General features: G+C 64.4%; 17 protein-coding genes and 1 pseudogene. 9 read left to right on the forward strand and 9 right to left on the reverse strand.

What is annotated here, in order from left to right; all coding sequences use genetic code 11:
- Nucleotides 1-36 precede the first annotated feature (36 nt).
- Nucleotides 37-945, reverse strand: coding sequence for an extracellular solute-binding protein (locus F562_RS0116785; protein WP_018158135.1), 909 nt, complete (start codon nucleotides 943-945; stop codon nucleotides 37-39).
- Between the two features lie 48 nt (nucleotides 946-993).
- A pseudogene (locus F562_RS21395) lies at nucleotides 994-1,062 on the reverse strand (twin-arginine translocation signal domain-containing protein); the annotation flags it as partial.
- Between the two features lie 278 nt (nucleotides 1,063-1,340).
- On the opposite strand from F562_RS21395, the gene F562_RS0116790 reads away from it, so the two are divergent.
- From F562_RS0116790 to F562_RS0116800, 3 genes are read left to right on the forward strand one after another with little or no spacing between them, the layout of a single operon-like run.
- The gene (locus tag F562_RS0116790) at nucleotides 1,341-2,639 is read left to right on the forward strand and encodes an enolase C-terminal domain-like protein (RefSeq protein WP_018158136.1); all 1,299 of its coding nucleotides are present in this window, start codon (nucleotides 1,341-1,343) and stop codon (nucleotides 2,637-2,639) included.
- A gap of 4 nt (nucleotides 2,640-2,643) precedes the next feature.
- Nucleotides 2,644-3,597, forward strand: a complete 954-nt coding sequence (locus F562_RS0116795; protein WP_018158137.1) for an aldo/keto reductase — start codon at nucleotides 2,644-2,646, stop codon at nucleotides 3,595-3,597.
- Entirely contained in the window at nucleotides 3,597-4,448 is an 852-nt protein-coding gene (locus F562_RS0116800; protein WP_018158138.1) for an amidohydrolase family protein, read from the forward strand. The genes F562_RS0116795 and F562_RS0116800 overlap by 1 nt, the downstream gene beginning before the upstream one ends.
- A gap of 173 nt (nucleotides 4,449-4,621) precedes the next feature.
- Here the strand turns inward: F562_RS0116800 and F562_RS0116805 are convergent, their stop codons facing one another.
- From F562_RS0116805 to F562_RS0116825, 5 genes are read right to left on the reverse strand one after another with little or no spacing between them, the layout of a single operon-like run.
- Entirely contained in the window at nucleotides 4,622-5,515 is an 894-nt protein-coding gene (locus tag F562_RS0116805) for a hydroxymethylglutaryl-CoA lyase (protein ID WP_018158139.1), read from the reverse strand.
- Nucleotides 5,516-6,715, reverse strand: coding sequence for a CaiB/BaiF CoA transferase family protein (locus F562_RS0116810; protein ID WP_018158140.1), 1,200 nt, complete (start codon nucleotides 6,713-6,715; stop codon nucleotides 5,516-5,518).
- Nucleotides 6,712-7,362: a GntR family transcriptional regulator gene (locus F562_RS0116815; RefSeq protein WP_018158141.1), complete on the reverse strand. Its 651-nt coding sequence runs from the start codon at nucleotides 7,360-7,362 to the stop codon at nucleotides 6,712-6,714. Before F562_RS0116815 ends, F562_RS0116810 begins: the two co-directional genes overlap by 4 nt.
- Nucleotides 7,359-8,897 carry a sodium:solute symporter family protein gene (locus F562_RS0116820; protein WP_018158142.1) on the reverse strand — a complete coding sequence of 513 codons (1,539 nt, stop codon included), beginning with the start codon at nucleotides 8,895-8,897 and terminating at the stop codon, nucleotides 7,359-7,361. Before F562_RS0116820 ends, F562_RS0116815 begins: the two co-directional genes overlap by 4 nt.
- The gene (locus F562_RS0116825; protein ID WP_018158143.1) at nucleotides 8,897-9,172 is read right to left on the reverse strand and encodes a hypothetical protein; all 276 of its coding nucleotides are present in this window, start codon (nucleotides 9,170-9,172) and stop codon (nucleotides 8,897-8,899) included. The genes F562_RS0116820 and F562_RS0116825 overlap by 1 nt, the downstream gene beginning before the upstream one ends.
- A 292-nt stretch (nucleotides 9,173-9,464) precedes the next feature.
- Here F562_RS0116825 and F562_RS0116830 point away from each other — a divergent pair, with 292 nt between their 5' ends.
- The 3 genes from F562_RS0116830 to F562_RS0116840 all read left to right on the forward strand — a co-directional run bounded on the left by F562_RS0116830 (nucleotide 9,465) and on the right by F562_RS0116840 (nucleotide 12,760).
- The gene (locus F562_RS0116830; protein ID WP_245553673.1) at nucleotides 9,465-10,493 is read left to right on the forward strand and encodes an LLM class F420-dependent oxidoreductase; all 1,029 of its coding nucleotides are present in this window, start codon (nucleotides 9,465-9,467) and stop codon (nucleotides 10,491-10,493) included.
- 226 nt (nucleotides 10,494-10,719) lie between these two features.
- Complete coding sequence (gene groL, locus F562_RS0116835) at nucleotides 10,720-12,360, forward strand: chaperonin GroEL (RefSeq protein WP_018158145.1); 1,641 nt, start codon at nucleotides 10,720-10,722, stop codon at nucleotides 12,358-12,360.
- Between the two features lie 172 nt (nucleotides 12,361-12,532).
- Nucleotides 12,533-12,760 (forward strand): hypothetical protein, encoded by a 228-nt coding sequence (locus tag F562_RS0116840; RefSeq protein WP_018158146.1) that lies wholly within the window; start codon nucleotides 12,533-12,535, stop codon nucleotides 12,758-12,760.
- A 192-nt stretch (nucleotides 12,761-12,952) separates the two neighbouring features.
- On the opposite strand, the gene F562_RS0116850 is transcribed toward F562_RS0116840, so the two are convergent.
- Nucleotides 12,953-14,206: a helix-turn-helix domain-containing protein gene (locus tag F562_RS0116850; protein WP_018158148.1), complete on the reverse strand. Its 1,254-nt coding sequence runs from the start codon at nucleotides 14,204-14,206 to the stop codon at nucleotides 12,953-12,955.
- Nucleotides 14,207-14,312: 106 nt separating this feature from the next.
- Here F562_RS0116850 and F562_RS0116855 point away from each other — a divergent pair, with 106 nt between their 5' ends.
- On the forward strand, nucleotides 14,313-16,133 hold the full coding sequence (locus F562_RS0116855) for an NAD(P)/FAD-dependent oxidoreductase (RefSeq protein ID WP_026181355.1): 1,821 nt from the start codon (nucleotides 14,313-14,315) through the stop codon (nucleotides 16,131-16,133).
- Between the two features lie 29 nt (nucleotides 16,134-16,162).
- Here F562_RS0116855 and F562_RS0116860 read toward each other — a convergent pair whose 3' ends face one another.
- A complete protein-coding gene (locus F562_RS0116860; protein ID WP_018158150.1) occupies nucleotides 16,163-16,831 on the reverse strand; it encodes a 4a-hydroxytetrahydrobiopterin dehydratase in 669 nt (222 codons plus the stop codon).
- A gap of 159 nt (nucleotides 16,832-16,990) precedes the next feature.
- Between F562_RS0116860 and F562_RS0116865 the strand changes: the two genes are divergently transcribed.
- Both F562_RS0116865 and F562_RS0116870 read left to right on the forward strand, forming a co-directional pair.
- The gene (locus tag F562_RS0116865) at nucleotides 16,991-17,536 is read left to right on the forward strand and encodes a PadR family transcriptional regulator (RefSeq protein WP_018158151.1); all 546 of its coding nucleotides are present in this window, start codon (nucleotides 16,991-16,993) and stop codon (nucleotides 17,534-17,536) included.
- Entirely contained in the window at nucleotides 17,533-19,542 is a 2,010-nt protein-coding gene (locus F562_RS0116870; protein WP_018158152.1) for an NADPH-dependent 2,4-dienoyl-CoA reductase, read from the forward strand. The genes F562_RS0116865 and F562_RS0116870 overlap by 4 nt, the downstream gene beginning before the upstream one ends.
- The last annotated feature ends 1 nt before the right edge of the window (nucleotide 19,543 follow it).

The raw sequence follows: 19,543 nt of genomic DNA on the forward strand, positions 1-19,543 counted from the left end.
CCGCGTTCGGACCTCGACACAACGCCGCCGCCCCCCTCAGGACAGTTCGAGTTCGATTCGCTGTAGCCACCGCGTCAGATGTGGCGTGATAGTGGTCCAGTCGATAGTTTGGCGGGGGATGTCACGAACGGCCTTAGCCTCGTCGGGAAGTTTGGCTAGCGCACGTGTGTTCAAGGGGGTATCGCTTTTGGTTTCCTTGACGTACTCCGCCTGAAAATCGGCGCTCCCGAACCAATCGACGAACGTACGTGCTTGATCTCCCAGGGGCGTGCCAGTCGTGATTCCGATCCCGGTCTGCACGTACGGCGTACCGTCGCTCGGGCGGACCAGTTCGACGTCGACATCTGCGTCCTGCTCGCCGACCTGGATCCCGCCCAGCCAGTCGGCGACGACAGGAACCTCACCGCTCGCCACTCGACGCCAGTCGAAACGTTGGCCGTCAGGGATCGCGAGAGAGTTCCGCAGGATCCGACCGAGGACGTCCCAGCCCTCGGGGGATACCTGGCCCGTTGCCGGGTCGGTATACCGCCAGAGAATTCCAACCGATGCGGTCTGCGCGGTCTGGCCCCGTGGGTAGAAGAACTTGTTGGCCCATCGCGGGTTCGCGAGGTCCACCCAGTCGGTCGGGCCGGCGCCGTCGAGCCTCCCCGCATTGAAGGTGAGAACGACCGGGGTCTGAGTGAATAGCACGTGGTTGGTCCCAGCTTGGGCGGCTGCTGGCAGTTCGCCGTACCAGTTGGGGCGAAATGGCTCGAATGCTCCATCGGTCGCGAGTCGATTGAGCAGCGGTTCGCCGAGGCCAAGCACGACATCCGCCTGTGGATTGTGTCGTTCAGCTGTGACGCGTGCGGTCAGCGAGTCGGCGCCACCGGAGAGAATCTTCACCGACATGCCGAGATCTTGCCGTGCCCTTTTGCTCACGTAGTCGATGCGCACCTCGCTCATGGGGGCGTAGACCGTGAGGGGTGACGAGTCAGCGCCAACGGGCGATGCGCATCTCGCTGTAGCCATCGCCGCGACGCCAGCAGACGCGGCGCCGAGAAACTGCCTGCGTGTAGTCAAGGAGGTCTCTCTAGGGTTCGAGGATCGTCGGGAACGTTCCCGACAATATGAGCCGCATCACACCGCGTCAAGGTTTTGCTGACGAAACATGGGATGTGTGGAGCGTTGCGACGCCTGGCCTGCCCATGCTCAGCACGGGCGCGCGGGTCGAATGAACCCAGTATTGAGTGCGAAAGCTGGCGATCTGAGCGGCGTGGATGTCGAGCCCCGCTCGGTTGACGGCGACGGAACATCCGATGTTTAATGGAGCTCGCTCAATCTGACCAGTGAGGATGCGCATGTCCACGATCGTCGAAATGTCGACGCACGACGTGAGGTTCCCGACCTCGACCCAGCTGGATGGGTCCGATGCAATGAACCTTGACCCTGACTATTCGGCCGCCTATGTGCGGCTGAGGATGGACGGCTCGGATGGACACGAGGGCCATGGGTTCGTGTTCACCATCGGGCGGGGCACTGATGTCCAGGTCGCGGCGATCGAGGCGCTCCGCCCGTATCTCGTCGGAGTGGAGGTTGAGGCGCTGCTCGACGACATGGGGGAGACGTGGCGACGTCTGGTCCACGACAGCCAGTTGCGCTGGCTGGGCCCCGAGAAAGGTGTCATGCACATGGCGACCGGGGCGGCACTCAACGCGCTCTGGGACCTACGAGCAAAACGCGCCGGACTCCCGCTCTGGCAACTTCTCTCCAGGATGACGCCCGACGAACTGGTTGACTGTGTCGACTTCCGCTATCTCACCGATGCTCTGACGAAAAATGACGCATTGGACATTCTCCGCGAGGCGGAACCGGGGCGTCAGACACGCACGAATCTGCTTCTGGAACAGGGGTATCCGGCATACACCACTAGTCCTGGCTGGTTGGGCTACGACGACGACAAGCTCGTTCGCCTCGCGCGTGATGCAGTACAGGACGGCTTCCAGCAAATTAAGCTCAAGGTCGGCGCCAACGTTGACGATGACCGCCGTCGGCTGGCGCTCGCGCGGTCGGCTGTTGGGCCCGACATTCGGATCGCTGTGGATGCCAACCAGCGGTGGGAGGTAGGGGATGCCACGTCTTGGATCGCTCAGCTCGCCGAGTTCGATCTGGCCTGGGTTGAGGAGCCAACCAGCCCCGACGATGTTCTCGGCCACGCGACGATCGCTCGCGCCATTGCGCCCACGCCGGTCGCAACCGGCGAGCACCTCATGAACAGAGTGTTGGCGAAGCAGTTCCTGCGAGCCAACGCGCTGCAGGTCCTGCAGATTGATGCCACCCGGGTCGGCGGTGTCAATGAGAACCTCGCCATGTTGTTGCTCGCGGCTAGGTTTGGCGTGCCGGTCTGTCCGCACGCCGGGGGAGTCGGGTTGTGCGAGGCGGTGCAGCACATCTCGATGTTTGACTACATCGCGGTCAGTGGCACTGACGAGGGGCGGTGTATCGAATTCGTTGACCACTTGCACGAGCACTTCGTCACTCCCGTGCGTGTCGTTGGAGGTCAATACCTCGCGCCGACCGCACCAGGCGCTGGCACAGAGATGCGCGCCGAGAGTCTGCTTGCGTACGCATACTCACCGCCAGCGACGGCACAGGGGTGACCCGATGGACTTGACACCCGATCGACTGACTCTGGGGGTGGCATGTCTGGGCAACCTGTTCGAGGAGATGTCCGATCGTCAGGCGCAGGCACTGCTAGAGAGCGCCTGGGATGCAGGCATTCGATCGTTCGACACCGCGCCGCACTACGGACTCGGCCTCTCCGAGCGTAGGCTCGGCGACTTCCTGGGCAGCATGCCCGCAGGTGCTGCCCGGGTGTCGACCAAGGTCGGGCGGCTACTGGTCGACAATCCGGATGGTGCGAAGCAGTGGGACGGTGACCTGTTCCGAGTGCGCGCCACCCGGCTGCGCCAGTGGGATTTCACTGCCGATGGAATCCGCCGCAGCCTTGCGGATTCCTTGCGTCGCTTGCGAATTGACCGAGTGGAAACTCTCTATCTGCACGACCCCGAGCAGTCGCCTGACCCCGAGGCTGCAGTGAGCGAAGGAATGGCGGCGCTCTCTGAATTGCGCAGTGACGGGATGACCCAGCACGTCGGCGTCGGTTCCATGGACGTGGCGATGCTGGCCGAGGCAGCCCAAAATTGCGATGTCACCGAGTTGATGGTCGCCGGGCGGCATACGCTGGTCGACGATTCGGCGTCGAAGTCGGTGCTGCCGATGGCGAGGAAGCGGGGTGTGCGGGTGGCCGCCACGGCGGTATTCAACTCGGGCTTGCTGGCGCAGCCTGAACCCGGCGACCTTTTCGACTATGGCCAGGCTTCGGCAGCGCTCGTGGCGCTGGCGCGGCGGATTGCCGACGTCTGCCGGGCGCACGGCACCGATCTGCCGACCGCAGCTTTGCACTATCCGACGCGCGATAACGCGGTCACCTCGGTGGTTGTGGGTATGCGTACGCCTGATCAGGTTCGGCAGAACATCGAGCGAGTGCAGTCGCCGCCGGATTCGGCGCTGTGGCGTGCGCTCGCAGCCGAGGGGCTTCTCCAGGCTGCGGTCTGATGCGGCTCGACGCGCACCTTCACGTGTGGGAGCGGTCTCTCGGCGTCTACCACTGGATCGGCCCGCACCTAGGTAGCCTCGACGACGACTTCACGCCGGTGCAAGCGCAGCGGTTGCTGGAGGCGGCCGACATGACAGGCGCCGTTCTTGTGCAGGCGGCCGACGCTATTGCTGACACCCGGTATCTGCTCGATGCGGCGGCAGCTAACCCGTGGGTAGCCGGAGTGATCGGATGGGTCGATCTTGAGCGGCCCGACGTGCTTGAGGAGTCGCTCGCGGCCTACGACGCACGCGACGTGCTCTGTGGTGTCAGGCAACTCGTCCACGACGATGTTCGGCCCGACATGTTGAGTCTTCCGATGGTGCGTCGCACAGCCCAGCTACTTGTCGAACACGACCTCGCTCTCGATGTTCCGGACGCCTTTCCTAACCAGATCCGCGGCGCCATCGAGATGGCTCAGGCATCGCCCGACCTGACCCTCGTGCTCGACCATCTCGGCAAGCCGCCACGTGGTCGTGGCGGCATGGAATCTTGGGCCGCGCAGGTGCGCGAGCTGGCGAGTCACCCGCAAGTCGTCGCGAAGGTTTCGGGGCTGCAGTGCGCGGAGGCGCCGTTTGGCGCCGTTCCGCTGCGCCAAGTGTGGGAGTTGGCTCTCGAAGTCTTTGGACCGTCTCGGCTGATGTTCGGCAGTGACTGGCCGATGATTGTCGATGGACCGGGGTACGCCGAGGTGACCGATGTCAGCGCTCAGTTGATTGGCGAGTTGTCGGCTGCCGAGCAGGACTGGGTGTGGTGGCGCACGGCCAAGGAGACCTACCGACTTCCTCTCACCAGGGAGGAGTTGTCTTGACCTCGACCGGAGTCGACCTTCCGGGCCCCGTCGGAGGGCCCGGCAAACAAGGTCTTAAGCCTGCCTGCTCGATTGGGAAGTGTTCTTTCGCGGTACCTGCCCACGCCGAGCACGTCACGGCGCCCTGGTAGGTCGGCGGGGTCGACGACGAAGGGGCTGTGCACAAAGATGGTTTATGCGGGCGTGACGGCCGGGAAGCCACCAGCGCGGTGGACTAGCCCCGCGAGTTCCCGACCGAGGATTTCCGACCGCAGCCAGTGCGCCACGTTGATCATGGCGTCCAGGTCGACCCCGTGCGAAACCCCTTCTCGGTCAAGGAGATAGACCAAGTCCTCGGTGGCGATATTGCCGGTCGCGTTGGGCGCGAAAGGGCATCCGCCGAGGCCGGCGACAGACGAGTCCAAGGTCGTGACGCCGTGCTCGAGGGCGGTGGCGGCGTTGGCATACCCGGTGTTGCGGGTGTTGTGCAGGTGCAGGCCGAGGGGCCGGTCGAGGCCGGCGGCGCCCTGGAGTAATGACCGAACCTGGCGCGGCACACCCACGCCGATCGTGTCGGCAAAGCAGATCTCGTCCGCGGCACTGACCTGGCGCGCGTAGTCGAGCACCTTGCCTGGGTCGACTTCGCCCTCAAAGGGACAGCCGAACGACGCCGCGAGCGTCACGCTGATCTGCCTGCCATCGGCGTGGGCGCGCTCGATCATGCGCTGCGTCGCCTGGATGGACTCGGCGACCGAGCACCCCTGGTTTCGTTGGTTGAACGTCTCGGTCACACAGAACGCAGCGTGCACCTCGGTGACCGACGTGGTCAGGAGTCGGTCATAGCCGCGCTCGTTGAGGACCAGTGCCGACCGGATGAGATCAGACGGCGTCTGCGCCAGCACATCGACGAGCTCCGGATCGGACATCTGCGGCACCCGGCGGGGGTTGACGAAACTGCCGATCTCGATGCGGTTCAGCCCGGTGGCGGCCAGCCGGGTGATGAGTTCGGCGCGCGCGGCCGCTGTCAACGTCTCGGGCTCATTCTGCAGCCCGTCTCTCGGGCCGACCTCACAGATGCTGACCTGCACTCAGATCACTCCTTCTCGTGCGAGGCGAGTGCGCTCGCTCTCGTTCAGGCCGAGGACACCGCCGTAAACCTCGTCGTTGTGCTGCCCCAAATCTGGTGCGATCCACTGCAGTTCGCCTGGCGTGGAGGAGAGCCGCGGGGTGACGTTCTGCATGGGCACCTCCCCGAGGCTGCGGTGCATCAGTGTCGTAATCGCTTCGCGTGCAGCGAAATGCGGGTCCTGCAACATGTCCTCCGCGGTGTAGATCAACCCGGCCGGAACACCATCGGCGTGTAGCCGCTCGAGTGCGTCCGCAGCGCTGAGGCTGCGCGTCCAGGTGGAGATCAGGTCGTCCAGTTCGTGCTGGTTGACCCCACGCGCGGCGTGGGAGGCGTACCGCGCGTCCTTGGCCAATTCGGGCCGGTCCATCGCTGTGCACAGCCGGGTAAAGACGGTGTCCCGGTTGGCACCGATGAGGATCTGAGAGTCATCGGCCGTGGGATAGGTATTGCTCGGTGCTACTCCGGGCAAGATCGATCCGGTGCGTTCCCGTCGCTGCCCGGCCAACTGCCACTCCGGGACAAGTGACTCCATGAGAGCGAGCACCGCTTCGTAGATCGCGGTGTCCACGACCTGACCCCGGCCCGTGCGCTCTCGGCCGAGCAGGGCGAGCACCGTGCCGTAGGCCGAGAACATGCCCGCGAGTGAGTCACCCAGGGAGACGCCGGCTCGCGATGGCCGACGATCGGGGTCGCCGGTGATGTAGCGGACACCGCCCATCGCCTCGCCGACGGAACCGAACCCGGCACGGCCCGCGTACGGCCCAGTCTGGCCGTAGCCGGTGATTCGGGTGAGCACCAAACCCGGGTTGTCCTTCGCTAACTCCTCATATCCCAGGCCCCACCGCTCGAGCGTTCCCGGACGGAAGTTCTCAAGCAGGACGTCGGCACTCCCCACGAGTTGGCGCATCAGATCTTGGCCCTCGGCGGTCCGTAGGTTGCACGTCACGGACTTCTTGTTGCGCCCGAGGATCTGCCACTGCAGGTGGTCGCCGCCGACCTCTGCCCCCCAGCCGCGCATCGGATCGCCATGCGTGGGGTCTTCGATCTTGATCACCTCGGCACCGAAATCGCCGAGCAACTGACCACAGAACGGTCCGGCAATCAGTGTCCCGGCCTCGATCACGCGGTATCCGCTCAGTGGGCCGTGGTCGTTCGTCACGACGTCTCCTTCGGTGTGCTGGTGCCTTCTTCGTATGCTCGGCGCGCTCCGCGGATATGCGCCACCATGACTGCCTCGGCCCAGGCGCCGTCCCGGGCGCGGAGGGCGCGGACCAGGTCTCGGTGCTGGGAAAAACTGCGTGCCGTCTCGACGTCGTCGTACGCGCTGAACGTTCGCCGCACGAGCGAGATCGCGATGACGTCCTGAAGTACGCCTGGCAGGAGTGGGTTGTCACTCGCGGCGTGAACGAGCCGATGGAACTCCAGGTTGAGGCGGGTGATCTCGTCGGGGTCACCGCCACCTACCGCGCAAGTCTCCATTGCATCGCACAGGTCGCTCAGGCGGTCCAGGTCGGGGGAGCCTCGCTCCGCCGCGTGACGGGCCGCGAATCCCTCCAGCAGCGCACGCAACTCGAACACCGCGGCAGTGTCGGTCGTGGCCAACTCGCTGACGCGTGCACCGCGGTGGGGCGTGAGCGTCACGAGTCCGTCGCCAGAGAGCCGCCGCAGCGCATCACGCACCGGGGTACGGGAGACACCATGCTGCTCGGCGATTGCGGCCTCGCGCAGCGGGGCATCTGCGAAGAGGGCGCCGGCGAGTATTTCCCCCCGCAGGTGCTGGTAGATGTCGTCCACCGAGACGTTCATGACCGTCCGCCACGGTGATTGGGCGCCGCGAGCGCTTCAGCCGTGACGTAACGGCTGGTGTCGCTCTCGGGATCTTTCTGCTCGTCGCGGTGCGGCACGATCAGAGAGCCCACCACACAGATGGTCGTGTTGAGCGCTAGGCCGAGCAGTCCTCCGGACAGCCCGCCCACGCCATCGACACTGGCGATGGTCATCCATCCCGAGAGGCCAGCTCCCGCGATCATTCCCACCACGACGGGCCATGCGGATAGTCGTCGCCAGTAGAGGCCGAGCATGAACGCCGGCGCGATCTGGGAGATGAGCTCCATCTTGAGCACGAAAATGCTGTAGAGGGTGCCGGGCGGGTTCCACGCCAGCATGAGCAGGGCGAATACGGCGATGACGCCGACCACCTTGCCCACGAGGACCTGACGGGACTCGGGGGAGTCTGGGTTGATGAAGCGCCCATAGACATCACGTGAGATCACCGACGACAAGCTGAGCAGCGCGGAGTCTGCCGTGGACACGATCGCCGCGACGATGCCTCCAAAGAACAGGACCATGAGCACGAAGAAGAACGTGTTGATGTCGGCGACTCTGTTGGCCAGGATCCCGACCAACTGTTCTGACTTCTTCTCCGAGAGCCCGGGCACCAACTGCAGGCCGAGGATGCCGACCACGAAGATGACCCCGGTGGTCACCAGCGGCATCCACGACATGGCCGCGAGGCTGCGCTTGAGGGTGCGTTCGCTCTTCGCGGCGTAGATCCGTTGGATGGCGTGCGGGTACATCGCGGCGCCAAACCCGACAACAACCACGAGTGAGAACCAGTTGAGGGAGGTCTCCAGGTCGGGCGCGCCGATCTTCGCCGGGTCGGTCTCCTGCAGGTGCGACGTCACATCGCTGAGGTTGCTGCCGGTCAGGTAGAGCACGCCGACGAGCATCGCGGCGATGCCCAGCAGGAGCATCACACCTTGCACCGCGTCGGTCACCGCGACCGCTCGCATGCCACCGGACCAGGAGTAGATCAGCATCACGATGACGAAGACCAAAACACCGACCTCGTAGGGCACGGTGTTACCAGTCAGCCCGGAGATGGCGTGGCCCATCGCGACGAACTGCTCCAGGAGATAGTTCGCCAGCCCCCACAACATCAATCCCACCGCCACCAGGACGACAGCATTGGAGTGGAACCGGTGGCGCAGCCAGTCGGCCGGGGTGACGAACTGCTCTTTGCGAGCCACGACATACAGCCGCGGCGCGTAGATCAAGTACGCCCCGATCACCGCCATCATGAACGGCACCGACTGCCACCAGGCAAATCCCATCCGGTAGGCGTTCGGGGCATAGCCGATGATGGTGTTCCCGCTGTACTGCGTCGCGTAGAGCGTGAAGAACAGCGTGACCAGGCCGAGGCCGTTGCCTGCGAGGTAGTAACTCTGGTTGGTTCGCTCCACGTGCTTGCGCCCGGCGAGCCAGCCGATGACGAGCATGAGAACGGCGTACAGCACCAGGACGGCCACGCCGCTGCCGCCAGCGAAGACGAGGTTGTCCATTAGGGGTGCCCTTCCGGCTCGGCTGCCTGAGCGGACTCCTCCGCAGGCTCGGCGAGATTCCACAGCCGCAAGCAGGCGTAACTGAGGGTGGCCGCGAAGGCGATCGATGCCAGAACGGCTATCCAGAACCACAAGGGAAGTCCGAGGACGACCGGTTCAATACCGTCGGTCGGCCAATAGCCCGGGATGCCGACGACGATCGCGAGTCCGAGCACGATCCACAGGCGTGGGTTGCGGATGGGCTCACGCAAGATGGGTGAGGGCCTTGAGGGCATCGCGCCTCCTCCGTGGTGGGTGGTCCTGGTGAGGCCCGTACGGACCTCACCAGGTTGGCAGGAACGTACACAATTCAGAGGGCTAGGTGTGGCTGGTCGTGCAAGATCTCGCGATTTGAACGAATTGTCGACCTTTAACTGTGTACAAAGTGGAAGTTTGGCAACGCAGGTATGTGTGGATAGTGATGGCCAGATCGGCGGACTGGGGTCATTCGCGCACACGCGCCGACCGATCGCGCAGAATGTCCTGGACAGCCCATATGCGAAGCGGAGGCACCAGGTGCGACTAGGAATGCCCTTGAACTACTCAGGCGGCTTCAGTGAGGCCGTTGAGGAGGTGGGTGCGCTGGAGCGCGCCGGCCTCGATGTCATCTTCGTCCCGGAGGCGTACTCCTTCGACGCCGTCAGCCAACTCGGCTTTCTTGCGGCCCGCACGGAGAGCATCCAGATCGCCTCCGGCATCCTGCAGATCTACACCAGGACGCCGACCCTGACGGCAATGACGGCCGCCGGCCTGGACTACGTCTCGGGTGGTCGATTCCTGTTGGGCTTGGGGGCCTCGGGCCCGCAGGTCATCGAGGGATTTCACGGTGTGCCGTACGACGCGCCCCTGGCCCGGACCCGCGAGATCGTCGACATCTGCCGCCAAGTGTGGCGCCGCGAGAAGGTCGAGCACCAAGGGAAGAAGTACCAGATTCCGCTGCCACCGGACCAAGGCACTGGCCTGGGCAAACCGCTGAAGCTGATCAACCATCCGGTGCGGGACCGGATCCCGGTGCTGATCGCGGCGCTGGGCCCGAAGAACGTTGAGATGACCGCTGAGATCGCCGAGGCGTGGGAGCCGATCTTTTATTACCCCGAGAAGGCCGAGCGGGTCTGGGGTGATGCTCTGGCCGCAGGCTTGGCGAAGCGTGACCCAAGCCTCGGGTCACTCGATGTCTGTGTCGGAGCGACGTTGGCGATCGGCGACGATGTCGAGCACGCGCTCGCCGGGCCGCGGGCCACCTTGGCGCTCTATATCGGTGGCATGGGTGCTCGCGGAAAGAACTTCTACTTCACCCTCGCCGAGCGCTACGGCTTCGGCGACGAGGCTGCGACCATTCAGGATCTTTACCTGGCCGGCCGCAAGGACGAGGCTGCGGCTGCTGTCCCCGAAGAGTTGGTTCGCCACACCAACCTCATCGGTGACGAGAGCTTCATTCGCGACCGACTGCGCGCCTATGCCGAAGCCGGAGTCTCGACGCTTGCGGTCAACCCCGTCGCGCCCGACGCCGCAACCCGAGTGGCCCAGGTGGAAGAGCTGAAGTCCCTCCTCGCCTGAACCGCCGGGCAACGGCCGCGCCACCTGGGCCTCCCGTGTTGCGCTCGGGCGCCCGAATCTCCATGATGGGGTTAGCACTCTCTAGGTGAGAGTGATAGAAAGATTGCTAGACAAGGCCGTGAGTCGAGGGACTTTCGGGCGGGTGACGTGAGCCCGTACTGGATGTCTCGTCCGTCGCGGGCGACACGCGGCCGCTTCGCTTGACGTGTGGAGGGAACCACCGCAAATGGCAAAGACCATTGCATTCGACGAAGAGGCGCGCCGCGGTCTCGAACGGGGTATGAACACCCTGGCCGACGCCGTCAAGGTGACGCTTGGCCCCAAGGGCCGCAATGTCGTGCTCGAGAAGAAGTGGGGTGCACCCACGATCACCAACGACGGTGTCAGCATCGCCAAGGAGATCGAGCTCGAGGACCCCTACGAGAAGATCGGCGCCGAGCTGGTCAAGGAGGTCGCGAAGAAGACCGACGACGTCGCCGGTGACGGTACGACCACCGCGACCGTTCTGGCCCAGGCCATGGTCCGCGAGGGCCTGCGCAACGTGGTTGCTGGCGCGAACCCGATGGCGCTGAAGCGCGGCATCGAGCACGCGGTCAACCAGATTTCGGACGCGCTGTTGGCGGCCTCCAAGGAGGTCGACACCAAGGAGCAGATCGCCAATGTGGCGGCTATCTCCGCTGGTGGCGACGAAAACGTCGGCAACCTGATCGCCGAGTCGATGGACAAGGTCGGCAAGGAAGGTGTCATCACCGTCGAGGAGAGCAACACCTTCGGTCTGGAGCTTGAGCTCACCGAGGGTATGCGCTTCGACAAGGGCTACATCTCCGCCTACTTCGTCACCGACACCGAGCGCATGGAAACGGTTCTGGATGACCCGTACATCCTGGTGCTCAACTCCAAGATCTCGAACATCAAGGACCTGCTCCCGTTGCTGGAGAAGGTCATGCAGTCGAGCAAGCCGCTGGTGATCATTGCTGAGGACGTGGAGGGCGAGGCTCTTTCGACCCTGGTCGTCAACAAGATCCGTGGCACCTTCAAGTCTGTTGCCGTGAAGGCTCCAGGCTTCGGCGACCGCCGCAAGGCGATGCTGGCCGACATGGCTGTCCTCACCGGCGGTCAGGTCATCTCCGAGGAGGTTGGCCTCAAGCTGGAAACGGCCGAGCTCGACATGCTCGGAACCGCTCGTCGTGTCGTGGTCACCAAGGACGAGACCACCATCGTTGAGGGTGCTGGCGACGCTGACCAGATCGCTGGTCGGGTCAACCAGATCCGTGCCGAGATCGAGAACAGCGACTCCGACTACGACCGCGAGAAGCTCCAGGAGCGTCTCGCCAAGTTGGCCGGTGGCGTCGCGGTGATCCGCGTCGGCGCAGCGACCGAGGTTGAACTCAAGGAGCGCAAGCACCGCATCGAAGACGCGGTACGCGCGGCCAAGGCCTCCGTCGAAGAAGGTGTGCTCGCCGGTGGTGGCGTCGCGCTGCTGCAGGTTGGTGGCAAGGCTCTGGACACCTCCGACCTCACGGGCGACGAGCAGACCGGTGCGGACATCGTGCGCTTCGCGACCTCCGCTCCGTTGAAGCAGATTGCCGCTAACGCAGGTCTTGAGCCGGGCGTCATCGCCGACAAGGTCCTCGGTATGCCGGTTGGCGAAGGCCTTAACGCGGCCACGGGTGAATACGGCGACATGCTCGCCATGGGCATCCCGGACCCGACCAAGGTGACCCGGTCGGCGCTGCACAACGCAGGCTCGATCGCTGCGCTGTTCCTGACCACCGAGGCAGTCATCGCCGACAAGCCGGAGAAGGCTCCGGCTGGTGGCGGCGACCCAAGCGGTGGCATGGGCGACATGGGCGGTATGGGTTTCTGACCTAGCCCGCTTCGTACACGCCGAAAGGGCGGTTTCCTCGAGGGGAAGCCGCCCTTTCGCGTGATCGAACAAGCGTCATCGGGGTCGGCTTTAGGATGCTGCGTATGACATGTCGGTGGTTCGAGCGCTCGTTGCGGAACGTCGTCGCTGATGTCTACCCCGCCCACTGCGGATGAGTGACCGAATCGTCCGCGATGCGAACGGTGCCGACCGTAGCGCGTGGGTTTCCTTGCGTGCCAGCATGTTTCGCGCGATGGGCGTCGACGAGGTCGATGACCCGGTTTGGCAGGAGTCCGCCGCGACATGGTTCGACCGACGCAGCGAGGACGTACACATCGTGGTGGTCGAGGTCGATAGCGAGGTTGTCGCGGCCACGGGGCGGCGGCGTTCACCGAGTTGATGCGCTGGGTGCGGGAGAAGTCCGGTGCCGAGCGCGCCGAACTCTTCGCAACGGGCGAGGGACAGCCGATGTACGAGCGTGCGGGCTTCGTGGTGCACACCTGGCCCGCGATGCGCTGCGATCTCACCTCGACGCACACATCGACTCGGGGAAAATGACCGGTGTCCTTGCGGCCGTACCCGCATTTTTCCCCTAGTCGATCGGGGCCATGCCGCCCTTTGGTGCATCGCGTTGAGGGCCTCGGATGTCGACCGTGGCTGATGGCGCGAAGCGGTATGGGCGTCCGAGCACAACTCCGGAGAGTTGTTTGCGCAGGCGGGACATTTCGGCGCGCACCGTGACGACTCGCGTCCGGTCGCCGTAAAGATCCTCGGCAAGGTCGGCGGCGGACCGGCCGGCGCGGTGCGCAGCGAGGATGAGCAGGATCTCTGCGTGCCGGGGCGACAGGTCGTGTCGCCAGCGACCGTAATGACCGGCGATCTCTAGGCAGGGAGCGTTGGGATCGTGAATATCAAGTGTCACGGCGGACGCACCGTGGGCGGCGTCGCCCACGACTGGGCGTATCAGCCAGCCGCCTGGCAAGACCTCGATGTCGCAGGTGCCTAATTGCGGCATCCACAACCGTCCTGCGGTGATCTCAGTGGGCAGCGCGACCCGGCGTTGCGCGGGCAGGGAGTCGACCGCGGCGACCCATCCGTCTTGATCGACGGCCAGTGCGGGGGCACCTACCCGAGCGAGGATGGGTGCCGCGACGGCGCGCAACCGATTCAAGGTCTGCTCGTGCTGCTCCCGTAGGCGAGACTCCGCTAGTCGCGCCACAACATCGACCAAAGCGACGGTGGTCGGGTGGACGGTCGCAGCCGGCCCAGATACATCGAGGACGCCGATGACTTCGCCTGTTCTGGGATCTTTGACCGGGGCCCCGGCGCAGGTCCACGGATGGTGGCTGCGCTGGTAATGCTCGGCCGAGAAGACCTGAACGGAGCGCTGAGAAGCCAGCGCGGTGCCAATAGCGTTAGTTCCAACGGCTGACTCACCCCATTGCGCGCCTTCGATAAACCCAAGCCGATCTGCGTGGTCCAGGACGGCCGTTGAACCACTGCGCCACAGCACCCGGCCCTGCGCGTCGGCGATGACCAAAATGTTGTCGCCGTCGGCGATCAGGGACTCCAGACTCCGAGAAACGTCCTCGAGGACATTCACCAGCCCTGATGACTGTCGGGCCGATTCGAGGTCGCTGGACCGCACCAATGGCTCGGCGAGCCGCTCCGGGTCGAGACCGCGCGCCATCATCCGTCGCCACGAATCTTCGATCACTGCTCGGGGCCTGGCCGGTGCGCGGGCGCCAGCCATGGTGGCGTCGTAGACAGCCGACATTAGCCGTGCGTAATGGCGCGGGTCGTCGCCGACCGCGACGGCCGGTTCGGGTGCGAAAAGGTCCTGCATCACTCGTCATTGTGCTCCCCGTCACATCCGAACGCCATGGGCGCGGGGAGGTTGCAACGTTGCGCAACCCTTGTCGGACGCGACTGCTGAGTGTGGGATGGGCCACATGACTGACACCATTGAGCAGCCGACGGCGACCGCACACAGCCCCCAAGCCCGTGTTGATGCCTGGCTCGCGGACTTCGAGGAGGCACTAGCCCGGGAAGACATCGACGGCGCGGTAGCCCTGTTTGCTGTCGACAGTTTCTGGCGAGACCTCGTGGCCTTCACCTGGAACCTCAAGACCGTCGAAGGGCGCGATGCCATCGCAGAACTGCTGACGGCGCGGTTGAAAGACACCAACCCATCGGGTTTCCGCACGCGCGAGGAGCCCACCGCCGATGGTGAGGTCACGACGGCGTTCATCGAGTTCGAAACGGCGGTGGGGCGAGGCAACGGACTGCTGCGCCTTAAAGGCGATCAGTGCTGGACCTTGCTGACAACTCTGCAAGAAATCACGGGCCATGAGGAACCGCTGGGATCCACTCGGGTGCTCGGCGCCGTCCACGGGTCCGACTCGGACACCAGGTCGTGGGCCCAGAAACGGCAGGACGAGGAAGCGTCCTTGGGGTACACCGAACAGCCTTACACCTTGGTGGTCGGCGGCGGCCAAGGTGGCATCGCCCTCGGCGCGCGGCTGCGCCAACTCGGGGTGCCCGCCATCGTGGTCGACAAGCACGAACGCCCGGGCGATCAGTGGCGTCATCGGTACAAGTCGCTATGCCTGCACGACCCGGTTTGGTACGACCACCTGCCCTACATGCCCTTCCCGCAGAACTGGCCGGTCTTCGCGCCTAAGGACAAGATCGGCGACTGGCTGGAGTTTTACACCCGCGTCATGGAGGTGCCGTACTGGTCGAAGACCACGTGCTTGTCCGCGTCGTTCGATGAGGCGGAGAAGACCTGGACCGTCGAGGTTGACCGCGACGGGGAGCGGGTGACGCTACGCCCGACGCACTTGGTGCTGGCAACCGGTATGTCGGGTAAGCCGAGCATTCCTACCGTGCCTGGACAGGATGTCTTCCGAGGCGAGCAACACCACTCCAGCGCCCACCCGGGTCCGGATCAGTACGTCGGGAAGCGGGCTGTCGTCATCGGTTCGAACAACTCCGCGCACGACATCTGCAAGGCGCTTGTCGAGACGGGCGTCGACACCACGATGATTCAACGTTCCTCGACGCACATTGTGAAGTCGGATTCATTGATGGATCTGGGGCTTGGAGATCTCTATTCGGAGCGTGCCGTCGCTGCAGGGATGACGACCGAGAAGGCCGACCTGACGTTCGCGTCGCTGCCGTACCGCATCATGCACGAGTTCCAGATCCCGATCTATGACGCGATTCGGGAGCGAGACAAGGACTATTACCAGCGCCTTGAAGACGCAGGTTTCAAACTCGACTTCGGCGATGACGACTCCGGGTTGTTCATGAAGTATCTGCGCCGCGGCTCGGGTTACTACATCGATGTCGGTGCCTGTGAGCTCGTGGCGAACGGCTCCATCAAACTGGCGCATGGCCAGGTTGATCACCTCACCGAGGATTCGGTGGTGTTATCCGATGGCACCGAACTGCCTGCCGACGTCGTGGTCTACGCAACAGGTTATGGATCAATGAACGGCTGGGCGGCCGACCTCATCGGCCAGGACGTCGCCGACAAGGTCGGCAAGGTGTGGGGCCTTGGAAGCGACACCCTGAAAGATCCGGGACCGTGGGAAGGCGAGCAGCGCAATATGTGGAAGCCCACCCAACAGGAAAATCTCTGGTTCCACGGCGGAAATCTGCATCAGTCACGGCACTATTCGCTGTATCTCGCACTTCAGCTCAAGGCCCGTCACGAAGGGCTGGCCACGCCGGTCTACGGGCTTCAAGAGGTGCACCACTTGAGTTAAGGCGCTGCGTGTAACGGGTCGTCGGCGCCTCAGTCGCGGTCTTGCCAGGTGCAGATGCACGCCTCGTTGCCTTCTGGGTCGGCGAGCACCCAGAACGCGCGCGCTCGCTCATCGCTGAGCAGTCGCCCACCAGCGGCGAGAGCTGCGTCCAGACGCTGCTGCGCTTCGTCGTGTGGGACCACGACGTCGAGGTGGAACCGATTGCGCTCGGTGCGTGGCTCGTCCATCTGCTGGAACCACATGTTGGCGTTGAGTCCGTGCGGGTCGCGGATGGCCCGCACGGTGTCATCGGCGACGCCCGGCTGCTCCTTGACGTACCCGAGTAGTGCGGCCCAGAACGGGCGTACCTGGTCGATGTCCATCACGTCCAGTGCGACCTCGACGATCGAGCACCCGCTCGGGTCCAGGACTGCGCCCCTCTCAGCCGCGAGGTCAGTGACCACCTCCGCCATCGTCAGGTCGCGGTCGGTCACCGCGCCAACGTCGTGGGACGTCAGCACGATCTCGACGTGGCCCGGCCACCGGATCGCCAGGTCGGGGTGATGGTCACGCTCGTCCGCCAGTGCCCCGATGCGGGCGACGAACTCGCCTGCGGCGGTGAAGGTTTCAAACTTGGCGGTGGTCTGAATCTGCTTGAGGAGCAGACGCCAGCCGTCGGGTGCGCGGTCGGAGATCTGCTGCCGGGTGAGAGCGCTCATGGCATGAGTCTGGCACGAGATCACGCGTCGACTTGTGAAGTTCTGTGGGTGCTGAGGTGGCCGGATCAGCAGATTTTCCCGAGTCGATGAACCTGGCGAACCCGCGCGACGTGCGCGCACCTCTTGACTATGCAACAAAGTGCATAGAGGATGGCGGCTATGTCCTTGGAGCACGCGATCGCGGTTTCTCTTGCCGAACAGCCGGCGAGTGGCTACGAGCTCGCGCGCCGATTTGATCGTTCGCTGGGGTTCTTCTGGTCGGCCAGCCACCAACAGATCTATCGAACTCTTGCCCGGATGGAGTCTTCGGGCCTGGTCTCTGCACAGGTTCAGCCGGGGGAGGGCGCACCTGATCGCAAGGTGTTCTCACTCACTACGGACGGCCGCAGTGAGTTGAAGGCGTGGACGCAAAGTCCCTCGGTTGTTCAACGGCCCCGAAGTGCGTTTGCGATCAAGGTCCGGGGGATGCACCACGGTGACCGCGACGCGGTCATCGACGACATTCGACGCCAGCGCGCGGCGCATGCCGAGCAGTTGGCCTACTACGAGCGCAATGCGGAGAAGAACTACCCCGATCCCGGCGCACTCGACCCTGATGAGGTGCCGCTGTACCTCGTGCTGCGCGGCGGCATCCGCACCGAGCGTGCTCAGCGCGACTGGTGCGACGAAATGCTCGAAACCCTGACTGCCCAGGAGAACTCATGACATACGACCACCTGCTCTCGCCCATCACGATCGGCGGGGTGGAGTTGCGCAATCGCCTGGTCATGGGGTCGATGCATACCGGCTTGGAGGATCGTACGAAGCACTTGCCTGAGCTCGCGGCGTACTTCGCCGAACGGGCCAAGGGTGGGACCGCGATGATGATCACGGGGGGATATGCCCCCAACGTCGAAGGCTGGTTGCTTCCCGCTGGATCTTTGATGCAGAGCACCCGGATGGCCGACAAACACCGCCTTGTCACCGATTCCGTCCATGAGCATGACAGCCGAATCCTGTTGCAGGTGCTGCATTCTGGGCGCTACGGCTATCACCCCTTCGTGCGATCAGCGAGCAGTCGCAAGTCACCAATCTCACCGTTTAAGCCGCGCGCGCTGTCGACCCGCGGTGTGGATCGAACCATCGATCACTTCGTACGCGCCGCCCGACTGGCCCAACGCGCTGGCTATGACGGCATCGAGGTGATGGGCTCTGAGGGCTATCTCATTAACCAGTTCCTTGCCGCGCGTACCAATGATCGAACCGATGCCTGGGGAGGCACTGCACAGAAGCGCATGCGCTTCCCCGTCGAGATCATCCGGCGCATTAGGGAGGCTGTGGGCGGCGAATTCATCCTTGACTACCGGATCTCGCTGGTTGACCTGGTCGACGAAGGTCAGGCGTGGGATGAGGTCGTTGAGCTTGCACACCTGCTGGAAGAGACGGGTGTCTCGATGCTCAACACCGGCATCGGCTGGCACGAGGCGCGGGTGCCCACCATCGTCACCTCGGTGCCACGGGCCGCCTTTGCAGACTGGACACGACGCCTGCGCGCCGAGGTCGATGTGCCGGTCATGGTGTCCAATCGCATCAACACCCCCGAGATCGCTGAAGGACTCCTGGCTGATGGCGCGGCCGACCTGGTGTCTATGGCCAGGCCCCTCCTGGCGGATCCAGACTTCCTGGCCAAGACTGCGGCCGGCCGCGCCGACGAGATCAATACCTGCATCGCCTGCAACCAGGCGTGCCTTGACCACACTTTTGCCAATAAGCGCGCGACCTGCCTGGTCAACCCACGTGCTGCTCGAGAAGCCGACTTGGTGTTGTTGCCGGTCCCCAAGGCCCGTCGCAAGCAGGTGGCCGTGGTGGGTGCTGGACCCGCCGGGTTGGCTGCTGCAACGTCCCTTGCCGAGCGTGGCCATCAGGTGACCCTGTTTGAGACACGCTCGGAACTGGGAGGACAGTTCCGTCTGGCGATGCAGATTCCGGGCAAGGAAGAGTTTGCCGAGACCTTGCGCTACTACACGCGACGGCTTGACGTGCTGGAGGTTGACGTACGCCTCGGCGTTCGAGTCAGGGACGCCGACCTCGCCGACTATGACGAGGTGGTGATTGCCTCCGGTGTTCAGCCGCGGATCCCCACGATCCCCGGAATCGAGCACCCCAGCGTGGTGGCCTACGACGCACTGCTACGCGGCGAGGTCGAGGCCGGCCACCGGGTGGCGGTGATCGGAGCGGGCGGTATCGGCTTCGACGTCTCGGAGTTCTTGCTGCACAACTCCCACGAAAAGCTCGCCGACTGGCAAGACCGCTGGGGTGTCACCGATGACCCCGAGGCGCGCAGCGGATTGAAGCCCAAGGTCCGGCACGAGCCACGCCGTCAGGTGTTCCTGCTGCAACGCAAGACCAGTGGACTCGGAAAGGGCCTCGGGAAGACGACGGGTTGGGTGCACCGCCAGACCCTCAAGGATGCTCACGTGGAGTTCATCGGTGGCGTGACCTATGAGCGCATCGACGACGATGGGCTGCACATCACAGTGCGCAAGGACGAGAAGTCCGAGCCGGTCGCACGGGTGCTCGCGGTCGACACCATCGTGTTGTGCACAGGTCAGGAGTCGGTACGCGACCTCGCCGACGACTCCCGGATGGTCGTCGGAGGAGCTGACCTGGCCGCTGAACTCGATGCCAAGCGGGCCATCCGTCAGGCCACCGAAGCGGCGGCCCGCGTGTGAG

This window comes from Demetria terragena DSM 11295, assembly GCF_000376825.1.
GTDB lineage: Bacteria > Actinomycetota > Actinomycetes > Actinomycetales > Dermatophilaceae > Demetria > Demetria terragena.